Here is a 12555-nt window from a genome sequence, read left to right on the forward strand (position 1 = left end):
GTGCTACCCCTCGCAGCGACGGTACGAGGCATCGATGTCGAAACTGGTGAAGGCTGCCGCCTCCCTCCCCTCTTCGGCATAGGCAGTGGCCACACGCGACGAGGTTGCCGGGCGCGCATCCGAATGTTTCTGTTTGAGGTTGCTATTGTCCTTCCACTGCCACATCGAGCGATTGAGCGGCCGGCGCGAATATCCGTCGCACTTTGCGAGCGGATAAGTCATCGATGCGCAGCCGCTGAGAGCAGCCGCCACACATAACAGCAATATTGGTTTGATCATTCCGTGAAAGGCCTTCTTCTTGTTCGTGCGAAGGGCGTCATGAGCTGGAGCCTTTCGATCTGAATGTCCGTCCGACCGCGCGAACTCCGCGGCCAGCGGCACGGAAGCCATGTGAGGTGGCACGGGCAAGCATGCTCTCGTGCGCTTCACGCGTCGCACCATAACCGTAAGTCAACGTCGCCCCGCCCGCGGCAAGTGCCGAGGCGATGCCAGGAAGCTGGTAAAAGACGTAGAGGGCGGCGAAGCAGATGGCGCCGAGCGCGATCGGCCGCATCAGCACATCGCTATAGCCATTGATCGCCGAAAAGGTCGTGTCAACTGAGGTGATCAGCAGCGAGCCGACGGCGACGACGAGCACTTGCAGGATCACGAAGTTCGCAAGCTGCCCGATCCAGGCTTCTGTGAAGCGCCGCGTCGACTGGAACATCGCGAGCGCCACGAAGATCGGGCCGATCGCCAGCACGATGGCAAGCGCCAGCCTGGCATAGAGCGAGACGATGTACCCTATAGCGGCGACAATGAAGCTTGCGCCGATCACGAGCATGCCGCTGGTGCCGCTGACGATGTCGATAGGCCAGGAGGCACGCGCCCAGATCTCTTTGGCGCACTGTTGTCCCTTGTCGAGTAGGCCGTCAAAGGTCGAAGCGTTTGGCCTCATGCCGGTATTCAGCGCTTGGGAGATTTCGCGCGGAAGGACGTCAAAGAAGATGTTGGTGACGTAGGTCTGGTATTCGCTGGCGTTCTTCACCAGCATGACGATGATGGCGAGCTTGATTGCGCGGAAGGCGAAATCGAGGATCGGCTCCTGGACGGAACCTCGCAGCACGAGATAGCCATAGAGCACCACGTAAAGGGTGACCGCTGCCGTCAGCGGGCCAGCGACCCACTCGGCGATGTTCGACGTTCCCGAGGCAATGAAGTTCTCGAGCGGTGCCTTGAACTGTCCGTCGACAAAGGCGAAGACTTGATACACGGTTTTTACCTCCGAGCGCCCCTTACCTGCGTTCAAGACGTGCCCTGAAATCTGCGGCCGCAGCGTTTTGGCAATTCGGAGTGTTGCCCAACTCACCCGGATTGCGGCGGCATTTGCCGATCACGTCGGCAAGTAGCGCTTTGTCGGCCATCAGGTCATCGACGGTATAGACGCGCTCGAATTCCTTGGAGCAAGCGGTGAGAACGATGAGAACAACAGAAAGAAAGTGCAGCCTCATTGCAGAGCGGCTCCCATTGCGTCCATGCGCTGGCGCCAGTCCTCGGCCTTGCGCTGTTCCTCGACCTGCGCCTGGGCCTGCTGCACCATCCGCAAGCCTTCCATGCGCAGGACGTCGGTCTGCACGAACGCCGTCTCGGCTTGAAGTCGCGCCTGGAGGTCGGCGATATCCTTGACATCGCTCGCTGTCGATATCTTCTCGCGCAACTGGTCTATACCGTCGATCCGTTTGGTCGCGGCATCGTAAATCTGCTGTCCGAGGCTCATCTGCCCGGCATTCTTGTTCTGAATGCGGGAAAGCTCCTGCGCATAAAAGTCGTCAGCACTGGTCCGATAGGTCGTATTGCCCTCGAGGAATTTTGAGGCCGAGCCCCCGAAGATGCCGGTGTCATTGCCCGTGAACAGCCCCTCGATGGCATCGAAGTCTGCCGGCAAGGCCTTGCGGATGGCCGGATCGTTGAGGACGCTTGCGACATCCGCCATATCGGTCAGCTTGTTGAGCGAGCCGTAGAGCTGCTGTGCTTGCTCGATCTGCTGATTGAGCGCGTCGAGTTGTGACTTCAACTGCGCGATGCTCTCGATCTGCTTGGCGATCGCCGTCTGGTCGATCACCGGAATTCCCTGCCCTGCCGCAGTGCCTGCGGAAAGGATGAGCGCCGCCGCAAGGGCTATACCGTGAAGTCGATAGGAAGCCATCAGCTCGCACTCCTTCTTTGCTGGAAAATCGGAAGCCAGTTCTGAGTGTTGTCGCCGACCTCCGCACGGATCGCGTCGGCAAGCTCGACATTGGCAGTCCGGCCGGAAAGGATGGCGAGTTCGTCATCGAAACCGCTGAGGTTCAACTCGGCGACGACGCTGTTGTGGCCCTGTTTCAACACGAACCGCCGGCTCTCGACGGAGAGTTCGCGCGCGATCAGCTCGTATTCGCGGTCGGTGAGCTTGAAGCCGTCGACATAGTCGCCGCGATCGCCACGGGAATTCGGCAGGAAGATCTGCGTCGGGCATTGCTCGATAATTGTGTGCGCGATCGGCGAGATGATCGCGTCGCGTGGGCTCTGCGTGGCGAAGAGCATGAGCCCATTCTGCTTGCGGATGGTCTTGAGCTTGTTCTGGGCAAGATCGCGAAAGCCTTCGTCCTGGAGCGCCTTCCAGAACTCGTCGATGACGATGATGATCCTGCGACCGTCGATCAATTGCTCGACGCGATGGAAGAGATAGGCCATCAGCGGCGTGCGGATCTCCTCGTTGTCGAGGAAGTCAGTCATGTCATAACCGACGAACTTGCCACTGAGGCCAAATTCGCCGAAGCCGATGTCCTCGATGGTGTTGTCGAAGACCCAGCCGAGCGGCCCTCCCCTCTCCCATCGCCGCAGCCGTGCGGCAATCCCTTCCGGATCGGTGTTGTTGAGGAAAGTCCTGAGCGCGCCGATCGTCCGACGCTCGACCGGCAGGTCGGCGAGCCCGTCGATGGCGGACGCAATGTCGCGGAGTTCAGTCACGGTCAGTTCCCGCGAGGCCGAGACGACGAGCTTGCCGACCCAGCGGGTGAGGAACACCTTGTTCTCCGGCGTGAGATCAAGGGCCTTCAAGGGGGCGCAGCCGGTAGAAATGCCGTTCTTGAGGGGCAGATAGGTGCCGCCGGCGGCGCGCACGTAGAGATCGGCTCCCCTGTCCTTGTCGAAAAACACCACATGCGGATCGTGTTTTTCCAGCTGTGACAGCATGAAGTTGAGGAGCACCGTCTTACCGGCGCCTGACGGCCCGCAGACAAAGGTGTTGCCGAGATCGCCGTAGTGGAAATTGAAGTAGTATGGCGAGCCCGAAGCCGTCTTGAGCAAAGCGACGGCCGGTCCCCATTCGTTGCCGTCCTTCTGGCCGATCGGATAGGAATGGAAGGGCGACAACGCGGCAAAGTTGCGTGACGTGATCGCCCCGGACCGGGCGCGATAGCGAAAGTTGCCGGGCAACTGCGCCCACCAGGCCGCTTCGAGGCCGAGATCCTCGCGCGCGACGACGGCGCCGCCGCTGGTCAGACTGGCGCGCGCCTTGGCGAGATTGTCGGTCAGGTCCTTCACGGATGAAGCAAAGATGGAGAGTGTCAGATGGTGCTCGCCGAGCACGAACCGGTTGGACTCCAGATCGTCCATGGCCTCGTCGAGCTCCTCGATCTGCGAGGCCGCCTTGTCACCGCTGCTGACCATCTGGTTCTGCTTGCGGCCCATGACCGCGCGGGCGTCCGCCTTCGAGACGAAGGAGAAGGATTGTGACAGGATGAGCTCGAAGGGACTGGTGAGCACGCCGTCGAGCATGCCTGTCCTGGTTCGGGCCGGATATTCCTTGAAGCTCAGCATGCCGGCATAGCGGCTTGTTGCCTCGTGGCGGATTTCGATCGTTTCGCGGCCGACAATGACGCGATCAGAGTAGATTGCCGAGGCGATGCGCCCCTCTGTTAACGGGATCGGCTCCCGGCGTCCGCCGACGATCTGGTGCAGCACCTCACTCGGTTCCGAGAACATGAGGCCATCGTGTTCGTAGAGCGACAACACGCGCGGCTCGAAGCGGTTCAACGCCGCGGTGACGTCTATGAGCTTGTCCCGAAGCTGCTTGAGAGCTTCCTCATCCAGTTCGACACCCGCCCGACGGGACCGTCGCAGCCGCGACAACAGCTTCGCTGCCTTCTCAGTGGGATCGAGAGCTGGAGACCAGAGGATCGTCAGATAGAGGTCGTTGCGGAACAGGTCATCGCGCACCATGCGCGCGCGGTATTTGTCGTTGAGCGCGGCCGAGAAAGGTGTCCCGAAGGCGCCCTCGGGATAGTCGCTGTCCCGGCGGCGGATGAGATGGGTCCACAAGGAAAGCCGCTCGTCGGCGATGTTCCGATAGAACGTATTGAGGTCGCGATGGAGGGCGTTCAAATCGAGAATATCCGCGGTCTCGAAGGAGACGCCTTCGAGCGCGACCATCACCATCAGCGTGCGGGAGTCGAGCGCGACGGTCGACTCGTCGACGTGACGGACATAGGGGATGAAGGTCTCCGGACCGAGTTCCCGAGCTTTAAGCGTCGCAATGCTAGGCAATGGCGAGATCCCTTTCATCGAAACGGCGGGCGACCCTGAGCGGCGACACGGTCGCCCCGCCCCAATAGGAGCTGTTCCGCGACCGCCCGCGCGTCTCCACCCAGGCCAGCAGGATGCGGAACATGTTGTGGTCGTGCTTGACCAGCGTTCGGAACACGAAATGAAAGACAACGCCGACAGCCAAGTAGGCAATCGAACCGGCGACGATGTAGAGAATGGTCGTGAGCATGATGTTCATGCCCATGGCCTCCATCGTGACCCCGGCAATCATCGCCGGTCGGGTGCAGGCGATGAACAGGGTGTCTTCCTCGAGCGCCGGCCGCGCATTCGTCATCCCGTCAGCTCCCGACGATGGTGTTGACGAGTTCGGTCGCGCCGAAGATGCCGCCGATGCCGATGATCCAGAAGCCTGCCCTTCTCAGGTCCATGTAACCGAACATCCAGGCGATGCAGATCACGATCACCGCGATGACCGCCAGCAGCTTGGCGATATTGCCGGTCAGCATATCGACAATGTTCTGCAACACGGTCTCGATGCCGGCGGCTTGTGCAAAGGCCGGCTCGACTAGGGTGATCACGATGGCTGCGGCCATGAGGCTGGAGGCGGCAATCGGGCGGATACGGGAACTTAAAGTCATTCACTCTGCTCCATTTGACTGTTCTGAAACACGAGGACGGAAGATTTCCGTCGCGAACTGAAAACATCCCATGTCGGCGGGGACGCGGTCTGATCGACGGGTGGATCATCGCTCTGGGCTTCGACGGCGACATCGACAGCCGTTGTTTCGTTCGACCTCCTGCCCTCCCCACCATCTTCGATCGTCAGCATCGCGAGAGTTTTGCGGAGGCGCTTGACTTCCTGGCGGACCTGCTCGTCGTACTTGACCATGGCGCCGACAGAGGGATCGTCCCGCCCGTACCAGGATTGCAGCATCACCTGCTCGGCAAGATTCGGTTCGGCGCCAGCCTTGATAGCGAGCCGATAGTAGCCATCGAGCAGCACGGCGGTGCCTTGAAGGTTCAGGCACGGGTCGAACGCGTCGGAGATCGAGAGCTTCAGCTTCCGAAGCTCTTCTATCCCTACCCCACCGAGGCCCAGCTGAATGTCTTGCCGCTCTGCGGCGAGTGCCGTCGCAACCTCGATCGCCTCGGCCTTCGACTTCGGCTGCCTGGCGAGCGGCGCGCCGCTGTTGATGCGAATGTTGTAGGCGGCGAAGCGGCTCTCGAGGCTCACCACGCCTGCTAGAGTCTCGACCGCAATAAGCGGCGCGCAAGTCTGTGCGAGATCTATAAAGGAGACGGGCATGCTCAGTACCACACCCTTTGGCGTCCAACCCCGTCGATCGTCACATCGATGTAATGCGGTTGCGAGCGGACATGGGGCCGTATAGTCACATAGCGCTGGCATTGACGTCCTCCGCCATTCCAATGCCAACTGGAAGAGAATCCCGCATTGCCTCCGTGGGAGTAGCACTCACTGCTGGCAACGGTCTGCGGCGTCGTCGAGACACAACTCGCCTCCTGCCCGCGATCGCCGTAGCGAGTCGTCAGCCGGTAGCCCGCATCGCAATAGTAGGGCTCATATCGCGGCCGAGAAGCCTGGAAACCCACCCCGCTGCAGCTCGGAAATGAATGCCCTTTCGCGAGTTCGCGCCAGAGCTTTTCGACCGGTGGCCGGCATTCTGCGTATTGCGTCGCGCCTCCAGGGTTGGAAAGGCAGAGGATAACCTCGCATCCCCAGTCATCCGCGCGGCCTTTACTATCGAAAACGAGAGAGGTTGACGCTAGACTGGCTGTAGCAACGAATGCCTTCAAGAGAGCCTTTATCATGATCACCACCCTTCACCGGTGCGCCGCACCTCGGAGCCGATCGGCTCGCGACTTCGCGACTCGTTATACTATCAAATATCTTATAGTTTGACCGATGACAAGCACACGCAAGCCGGAATTGCAGGCCCAACGGTTTTCGGCCCTCACCCTGGAGGAAGTTCTCGACAAACCGGTCGAAGGAGAGACGCCGCAGTCGCGCCTGAAGCAGGTCGGCATGATGACGGTGCTCTACCTGATGCACCAGCGGCACGAGAAGCTTACCCTCGCGAACATCAAGGAAGTGACGGGAATGACGCGCAACACGGTGAAGGAATCGATTGATCCGCTCGTTGCACGCGGCATTCTTCGGGAAACGATCGTGAAGAATTCGGCAGGGCGTGGAACGGCTTGGCAATACGAGTTCGGTCCGGAAATCATCGAGAAGTTGAAGCTCGGGTAACATCGCCCAGTGAACCCCGAGTGGGCGGCTGCACTAAACTCACACTGAGAAACGGGCGGCGTGGTTGCACCTGCAACTTGATTGAGATTTATGCAGCCCGATCTCCCGCAGCCACAGCGATCTGTTCCACTGCAAATCTAAGGCTATCACTCATCTTTCGATCTTTTTGCCAGACAACGACATAGTGATATACCGCTCCTGGCTGGAACGGTCGGAACTCGACGCCGAAATTGGCATATTCCTTCGCGACAATCTCATTCGTAATCGAGACGCCGATCCCTGCCATGACATATCCGATATCATGGCCGTTGGCGTCATATTCCACGACGATCTCGGGCGCCGTTCCCATATATCGAAGGGCATTGACGCTCATTTGGTGAGACGCAAACTGTGGATCGATGTCGACAATAGCCTCACCGACAAGATCTTCGGCGGTGACAACCTGCTGTGTCTTAAATCGGTGATTTGCCGGGAAAAGACATACGTTGGTGGCAGAGCCGATCGGCATCCAATCAAGGATGCGTTCATCAACGGGCAATCGCGAGATGCCGAGATCCACGCGACCGTTTAGCACATGATCTGCAATCTGCTGGTAAGTGCCCGTTTTCACCTGAACTGCGTAAGAACGGCTTTTCTCGCGGATCCTTCTGACCACCCTCGGCAAGGTTACGAATGAGAAGGCACTTGGTGCCGCGATGCCGATCAGACGCGTATCGTTGTTCCGCAAGAATTCGATTGACGGCCCAATTCGATCAAGACCGGCAAAGGCCGCATCGATCGTGCGCAGAAATTCCCATGCCTTGGTGGTGGGGATCAGCCTATTGTTTTCCCGACGGAAGAGCGCGAATCCGATCGTCTCCTCCAGCTGCTTGATGTTTTGGCTGACCGCCGGCTGTGTTATTCGCAACACCTGTGCTGCCAGCCTTTCCGAGCCGGCACGCATAACCTCCCGCAAGATCTGAAGCTGGCGAACCCTCACTCCGGAGCCAGTGATATCCATCATTAAATACCCCTTGGTGTAGTCGAGCAGCTTAAGGCTCATAAGCTCCGCTTATCGAAAGTTCCTGCATCTTATAAATTGACTACGGCAAGTCAAAGTATATTTTCGGATAAGCGCAATGTTAATCGCTGGTTGAAACACTATATATCGTCGACCATTGGTTAAAACTGTGTCTATATCGGAATTATAGCGATTTAGTTCGCGATCACCAGTCCAATATTAAACTTTTCTGGAGGACTAATTGTACGGCTTCCTAGATCAATTCCTCCTCGGGCTGATAAATACACTGCTTGTTTTCTTCTTGAGCTGTGTGCTGGGAACCATATTAGGATTGCTTATCGCAATTCTCCGGAACTCGCGCCGCTTGCATGCGGGCCTACACGGGCGTCATCCGCGGTGTTCCTGAACTTCTCATCATCCTTCTCATGTATTTCGGGGGAACAGCCCTCTTGAGCGCGGTTGTGGGCCGCTACATCGAGATCAATGCGTTCGCGGCCGGCGTCACGGCATTGACGGTCGTGTTCAGTGGATACGCGGCAGAGATATTTCGTGGAGCGATCAATGCAGTTGCACCGGGCCAACGAGAGGCCGCGATGGCGCTCGGGCTCTCGCGCTGGCAGCTCTGGCTTCTGATTATCATTCCCCAGATGATCCCGATCGCTTTGCCTGCCTTCTGCAATCTTTGTATCTCCTTGATAAAGGATACGTCACTGATCTCCGTCGTCGGGCTGACGGACGTCATGCGCGTCGCCTATATAGGGGCTGGCTCGTTGCGCGCTCCCCTTCCCTTCTACCTCGCCGCATCTGCGATCTATCTTACCCTGACAAGCCTTTCCCTGCTTTCGTTCAGGCTGATTGAGCGTCGGTACTCTCTCCCCCTGGCGAAAGGTTGAAGCGATGAATACCGCCATCGCACTTGAAGCGCTTCTCACCCTTCCCCGCGGCCTCGTTCTCACTTTGGCTCTCACGTTCGCGGCGCTTGCTGCAGGTTTTGTGATCTCGATCCCGCTCGCCTTCCTGCGTGCGTCATCCAATCCGTGGGCCTCTGCACCGGTCCTGGCATATACCTATGCCTTCCGCGGCACGCCGCTGCTGGTACAGCTTTTCCTGATTTACTACGGGATCGGACAGCTTCCCCTCGTCCGCCAGAGCTTTCTCTGGACAGTGATGCGAGAACCATTCTGGTGCGCATTTATTGCGTTCACCTTGAATAGCACCGCCCATACCACGGAGGTCCTCCGCGGTGGAATCCAGGCGGTTCCGCGTGGACAGGTGGAAGCGGCGAAAGCCTTGGGTTTGTCCGGCTACCATACGGCGCGGCTGATCGTGTTTCCGCTGTCGATCCGCATCGCTCTTCCAGCTTATGTAAACGAGGTGATTGGGATGCTGAAAGCAAGTTCCCTCGCCAGCACCATCACCCTGCTTGAGATAACCGGCCTCGCCCGGCAGCTCGTTTCCGAGACATTCGCGCCATACGAGGTCTTCATTGTCGCGGGCGCTCTTTATCTGCTGCTCACTCTCCTGATCACGCAAGCGTTCCAGATCCTTGAAATGTACTGGGCGCGACCAAGCAAGCAGCCCAATGCAAACGCTACCGGCATCAAGGAGCGCATGCCAAAGCCAGCGTTCGCACCCACGAAACTTGGCGCGGAACCTGATCTCCGGAACACCACAGTCAAACCCAACGATGAAAGGATTATCTCGTGAAACGAACATTCCTGCTTGCCCTATGTGCTCTTGTCATCTGCGCCAACAACTTAGGAGCGATGGACAGGAAGACACTCACTATCGCCTCTGAAGGTGCTTCGCCGCCTTGGAATGCAATCAATGCCGAGGGCGAGCTGGCCGGCTTTGACATCGATGTTGCTCGCGATCTCTGCCGGCGCATGAATGTCGAATGCACTTTCGTGCCCCAGGACTGGGACGGAATCATACCGGCCCTAACCGTTGGAAAGTTCGATGCCATCATCTCCGGCATGGCGATAACCGAGAAGCGGAAGAAATCGATCGCTTTTTCCAGGCCCTATGCCGGAGGCTTCAACCAGCTCGTCATACGCAAGGATGTGAATCTTCCGCCCACCGACACGGCAATCAAGCTTAATCTCACGAACATTGACACGCCAAAGCAGGCAGTCATCGATCAGCTTAGAGCGGCGCTCACCGGCAAAAACCTCGGCGTCCTGCGATCATCGAATTCGGAAGCGGTGCTCAACGAATTGTTCGGCAAAGTTGCGACGATCAGAAGCTACGACTCTCAGGACAGCATGCATCTCGATCTCGTGGCTGAGCGCATCGACGGCGGCCTCGCCGATTATTTCACCTGGAAAGCCTTTCTAGACAGCAAGGACGGGGGGATCGCGATGTTGTACGGCCCACAGCTCTCCGGTGGCTTGTGGGGACCCGGCGTTGGCGTCGGGCTCCGGAAGGACGATCGCGAACTCCTCGCGGCGTTCGACAGTGCCATCGACGACGCCACGCGAGACGGAACATTGAAGCGGCTGAGCGAACAATGGTTCCAAATCGACATTTCACCACACGCTTCGAACTGAGGCATGCTCCGCTCCGCGCATCCTCGGCGCATGCGCAATCGACAATCCCAAAAATCAAAGGCCGACTGTATGTCCGCACCCCTTTCCATTGCTGTGACCGGCCAATCGCTCATTCGCCACGATCTTCGAGCGATAAGCGACCCGCGACTTGATGAAATCGCTCAGATTCTCAAGGCAAGCGATGTTGCGTTTACCAATCTCGAAACGACGATCCATGGTCGTCATGGTGGGTGGCCGCTCAAGGGCTCCTATTTCGGCGCCGCAGCGCCGGAGGTTTTACCCGCGTTAAAGGAGTTGGGCTTCAATAGCCTGGCTTTGGCTAACAACCATGCTTTTGATCTTGGCCCATCGGGCATTCTCTCGACGCTGGAGGAAGCTGCGGCGCAAAACTTCCTTCATGCCGGTATCGGTGTCGACAAGCGTAACGCCGCCAAAGCTCATAAAAAAACGTTCGGATCCAGAAGCGTCGCCCTGATCGCAATGGATGCGGGCCCTGGCCCATCCTTCATGTACGCCGATGATGCAAGCGAAGGCCGGATGGCAAGGCCCGGCATCAACAGGCTGAAAGTGTCCAGGGTATTCGACTTGGAGGTCGAAACGTTAAACGTGCTTCGCTCCATACAGAAGCGATTTCAAAGTTCGGCTTTGGAGCGGGCGAATTATGCGCAGCCGGAAAATCCGCCTGATGTAGACGGCAAAGACGAAATCGATTTCTATGGAACGGTCTTTCGCAGATCCGACGAGGCCCTTCGCCGCGTCGTGGTGGATAGGCACAGCGCCCGGGCTCAGCTCTCTGCAATCGCTGAAGAAGCAGGCCGTGATGCATTTGTCATCGTTTACCTGCATCATCACCATTGGGAGCCCAATTGGCAGCAAGTCCCGTCCTGGCTTCGGGAATTCGCGCATGATTGCGTGAACGCGGGCGCGGGCCTCTTTGTCAGCCATGGCGCTCCAGTCCTTCAAGCAATTGAGATATATCAGAATACGCCGATTTTCTATGGCCTTGGAAACTTCCTCTTCCACACGGAAAAGGTGGAAAAGGAATGGAGCCCGCCGGAAGTTTGGAAAAGTGTTATCGCGACCTGCAATTTCGGATCTGGCGGACGGTTGGAAGACATTAGCCTACGCCCGATCGTCATCGGCGGAACCGAGGCATTATCGGATCCTGAACGTGACCGCCTTGCCTTTCCTGTCCTTGCCGGTGGCAGGATGGCGGCAGACATTCTTGACGACCTTGCCGAGCGCAGCGCCGGCTTTGACACTGTCCTGTCTCGGGAGAGCGGTATCGGTCGGATCGCGCTGTAGATCCGAAGCGGAAGCGCATGGTCCCGTATCGCATTTCAACAACTGGCGGGCCTATGCCCGCCGACATTTCATTTTCCTAGCGATCGACGACTGTCTGCTCCACCATCTCTTCGTCGACAATCGAACTGACGAGCGCCACGACGCGGCTGCGCACACGCGCCGGAAGCAGTAGAACGTCCTCGATTAGGCGGCGCCCTTCCGCAGTGGAAATATAGGCGATCCGCTCGTCTATTTCGGTCATGATTTGGCTGTCTTCAACGCATTCGGGACCTGGAAGGCCTTCATAGAACTTTGAGACGGGCACCCTGAGGCAATTGGCAAGTTCGTAGAGCATGGAGGCGCTCACGCGGTTCCTCCCGCTTTCATATTTCTGAACCTGCTGCAAACTGACGCCGATGCCGGCGCCAAGATCGCCCAGCGATACATTCGACTGTATCCGGCGAATACGGATCTGCTGCCCGACATGCAGGTCGACCGGATGCACCGATTCGCGTGCAATATTCGACCGCGAGGCTTGCGCTCGCCTCGACGACCGGATTTGGACAGCTGCTATATGGCGATTCATGGTCGACACCCCGTATGGAGAGGTTCATGCGGTGCGCCCCCGCTGAAAACTCGCTCAACCCACTGATCGGGGAGTTAGAACACCGTGCTAGCCGGCCCTATGGCCTTTAGTTCCGAGGAACCTGGACATACGCCACAGGCTCCCCGACCAAAAAGGTCAAGGAGTGTGGTGCCGTATCGGCCGACACCAACCGCTAGCAGGGGGTTCTAATCCCCAAGGCAGCGCGTACTGCCTCGCCGAGAAAGATAGTTGAAATCCGCTTATCGCGCAACCGAATCGGTTACAAGATTCAAGGGCTTCG

Annotated in this window: 15 protein-coding genes and 1 pseudogene; 5 read left to right on the plus strand and 11 right to left on the minus strand. The window is 58.2% G+C overall.

The annotated features are described in order from the left end of the window. Positions 1 to 3 precede the first annotated feature (3 nt). Genes JNB71_RS14920 through JNB71_RS24460 form a run of 9 tightly spaced genes read right to left on the minus strand, consistent with a single transcriptional unit; the run spans position 4 to position 6396 of the window. Positions 4 to 279 (minus strand): hypothetical protein, encoded by a 276-nt coding sequence (locus tag JNB71_RS14920; protein WP_220372590.1) that lies wholly within the window; start codon positions 277 to 279, stop codon positions 4 to 6. A gap of 37 nt (positions 280 to 316) precedes the next feature. Continuing rightward, positions 317 to 1252 (minus strand): type IV secretion system protein, encoded by a 936-nt coding sequence (locus JNB71_RS14925; RefSeq protein WP_220372591.1) that lies wholly within the window; start codon positions 1250 to 1252, stop codon positions 317 to 319. Positions 1253 to 1274: 22 nt separating this feature from the next. Continuing rightward, positions 1275 to 1490, minus strand: coding sequence for an EexN family lipoprotein (locus JNB71_RS14930; RefSeq protein ID WP_220372592.1), 216 nt, complete (start codon positions 1488 to 1490; stop codon positions 1275 to 1277). After that, entirely contained in the window at positions 1487 to 2185 is a 699-nt protein-coding gene (gene virB5 / locus JNB71_RS14935; RefSeq protein ID WP_220372593.1) for a P-type DNA transfer protein VirB5, read from the minus strand. The genes JNB71_RS14930 and virB5 overlap by 4 nt, the downstream gene beginning before the upstream one ends. Beyond that, entirely contained in the window at positions 2185 to 4584 is a 2400-nt protein-coding gene (locus tag JNB71_RS14940; RefSeq protein ID WP_220372594.1) for a VirB4 family type IV secretion/conjugal transfer ATPase, read from the minus strand. The genes virB5 and JNB71_RS14940 overlap by 1 nt, the downstream gene beginning before the upstream one ends. Next, the gene (locus JNB71_RS14945) at positions 4559 to 4900 is read right to left on the minus strand and encodes a type IV secretion system protein VirB3 (RefSeq protein WP_220372595.1); all 342 of its coding nucleotides are present in this window, start codon (positions 4898 to 4900) and stop codon (positions 4559 to 4561) included. The genes JNB71_RS14940 and JNB71_RS14945 overlap by 26 nt, the downstream gene beginning before the upstream one ends. 4 nt (positions 4901 to 4904) lie before the next feature. After that, positions 4905 to 5204, minus strand: a complete 300-nt coding sequence (locus tag JNB71_RS14950) for a TrbC/VirB2 family protein (RefSeq protein ID WP_220372596.1) — start codon at positions 5202 to 5204, stop codon at positions 4905 to 4907. Continuing rightward, the gene (locus JNB71_RS14955) at positions 5201 to 5872 is read right to left on the minus strand and encodes a type IV secretion system protein VirB1 (RefSeq protein WP_220372597.1); all 672 of its coding nucleotides are present in this window, start codon (positions 5870 to 5872) and stop codon (positions 5201 to 5203) included. The genes JNB71_RS14950 and JNB71_RS14955 overlap by 4 nt, the downstream gene beginning before the upstream one ends. Before the next feature lie 2 nt (positions 5873 to 5874). Then, positions 5875 to 6396, minus strand: coding sequence for a hypothetical protein (locus tag JNB71_RS24460; protein WP_223215859.1), 522 nt, complete (start codon positions 6394 to 6396; stop codon positions 5875 to 5877). 94 nt (positions 6397 to 6490) lie between these two features. Here JNB71_RS24460 and JNB71_RS14960 point away from each other — a divergent pair, with 94 nt between their 5' ends. Next, a complete protein-coding gene (locus JNB71_RS14960) occupies positions 6491 to 6835 on the plus strand; it encodes a MarR family transcriptional regulator (RefSeq protein WP_220372598.1) in 345 nt (114 codons plus the stop codon). Positions 6836 to 6923: 88 nt separating this feature from the next. Here JNB71_RS14960 and JNB71_RS14965 read toward each other — a convergent pair whose 3' ends face one another. After that, positions 6924 to 7835: a LysR family transcriptional regulator gene (locus tag JNB71_RS14965; protein WP_220372940.1), complete on the minus strand. Its 912-nt coding sequence runs from the start codon at positions 7833 to 7835 to the stop codon at positions 6924 to 6926. A 241-nt stretch (positions 7836 to 8076) separates the two neighbouring features. Here JNB71_RS14965 and JNB71_RS14970 point away from each other — a divergent pair. The 4 genes and pseudogenes from JNB71_RS14970 to JNB71_RS14985 all read left to right on the plus strand — a co-directional run bounded on the left by JNB71_RS14970 (position 8077) and on the right by JNB71_RS14985 (position 11689). After that, a pseudogene (locus JNB71_RS14970) lies at positions 8077 to 8728 on the plus strand (ABC transporter permease subunit). A 4-nt stretch (positions 8729 to 8732) separates the two neighbouring features. Then, on the plus strand, positions 8733 to 9542 hold the full coding sequence (locus JNB71_RS14975) for an ABC transporter permease (RefSeq protein ID WP_223215860.1): 810 nt from the start codon (positions 8733 to 8735) through the stop codon (positions 9540 to 9542). Next, positions 9539 to 10384, plus strand: coding sequence for a transporter substrate-binding domain-containing protein (locus JNB71_RS14980; RefSeq protein WP_220372599.1), 846 nt, complete (start codon positions 9539 to 9541; stop codon positions 10382 to 10384). The genes JNB71_RS14975 and JNB71_RS14980 overlap by 4 nt, the downstream gene beginning before the upstream one ends. 69 nt (positions 10385 to 10453) lie before the next feature. After that, entirely contained in the window at positions 10454 to 11689 is a 1236-nt protein-coding gene (locus tag JNB71_RS14985; protein ID WP_220372600.1) for a CapA family protein, read from the plus strand. A gap of 76 nt (positions 11690 to 11765) precedes the next feature. Here the strand turns inward: JNB71_RS14985 and JNB71_RS14990 are convergent, their stop codons facing one another. Next, positions 11766 to 12254, minus strand: coding sequence for a helix-turn-helix domain-containing protein (locus JNB71_RS14990; RefSeq protein WP_220372601.1), 489 nt, complete (start codon positions 12252 to 12254; stop codon positions 11766 to 11768). Positions 12255 to 12555 lie beyond the last annotated feature (301 nt).

It is taken from the genome of Rhizobium herbae (genome assembly GCF_019511375.1).
Classification (GTDB): domain Bacteria; phylum Pseudomonadota; class Alphaproteobacteria; order Rhizobiales; family Rhizobiaceae; genus Pararhizobium; species Pararhizobium herbae_A.

What these genes read in the sequence shown, in the direction of transcription:
- JNB71_RS14920 (WP_220372590.1), bottom strand. Translation starts at nt 279, where the DNA reads ATGATCAAACCAATATTGCTGTTATGTGTGGCGGCTGCTCTCAGCGGC.
- JNB71_RS14930 (WP_220372592.1), bottom strand. Translation starts at nt 1,490, where the DNA reads ATGAGGCTGCACTTTCTTTCTGTTGTTCTCATCGTTCTCACCGCTTGC.
- virB5 (WP_220372593.1), bottom strand. Translation starts at nt 2,185, where the DNA reads ATGGCTTCCTATCGACTTCACGGTATAGCCCTTGCGGCGGCGCTCATC.
- JNB71_RS14940 (WP_220372594.1), bottom strand. Translation starts at nt 4,584, where the DNA reads ATGAAAGGGATCTCGCCATTGCCTAGCATTGCGACGCTTAAAGCTCGG.
- JNB71_RS14945 (WP_220372595.1), bottom strand. Translation starts at nt 4,900, where the DNA reads ATGACGAATGCGCGGCCGGCGCTCGAGGAAGACACCCTGTTCATCGCC.
- JNB71_RS14950 (WP_220372596.1), bottom strand. Translation starts at nt 5,204, where the DNA reads ATGACTTTAAGTTCCCGTATCCGCCCGATTGCCGCCTCCAGCCTCATG.
- JNB71_RS14955 (WP_220372597.1), bottom strand. Translation starts at nt 5,872, where the DNA reads ATGCCCGTCTCCTTTATAGATCTCGCACAGACTTGCGCGCCGCTTATT.
- JNB71_RS24460 (WP_223215859.1), bottom strand. Translation starts at nt 6,396, where the DNA reads ATGATAAAGGCTCTCTTGAAGGCATTCGTTGCTACAGCCAGTCTAGCG.
- JNB71_RS14960 (WP_220372598.1), top strand. Translation starts at nt 6,491, where the DNA reads ATGACAAGCACACGCAAGCCGGAATTGCAGGCCCAACGGTTTTCGGCC.
- JNB71_RS14965 (WP_220372940.1), bottom strand. Translation starts at nt 7,835, where the DNA reads ATGGATATCACTGGCTCCGGAGTGAGGGTTCGCCAGCTTCAGATCTTG.
- JNB71_RS14975 (WP_223215860.1), top strand. Translation starts at nt 8,733, where the DNA reads ATGAATACCGCCATCGCACTTGAAGCGCTTCTCACCCTTCCCCGCGGC.
- JNB71_RS14985 (WP_220372600.1), top strand. Translation starts at nt 10,454, where the DNA reads ATGTCCGCACCCCTTTCCATTGCTGTGACCGGCCAATCGCTCATTCGC.
- JNB71_RS14990 (WP_220372601.1), bottom strand. Translation starts at nt 12,254, where the DNA reads ATGAATCGCCATATAGCAGCTGTCCAAATCCGGTCGTCGAGGCGAGCG.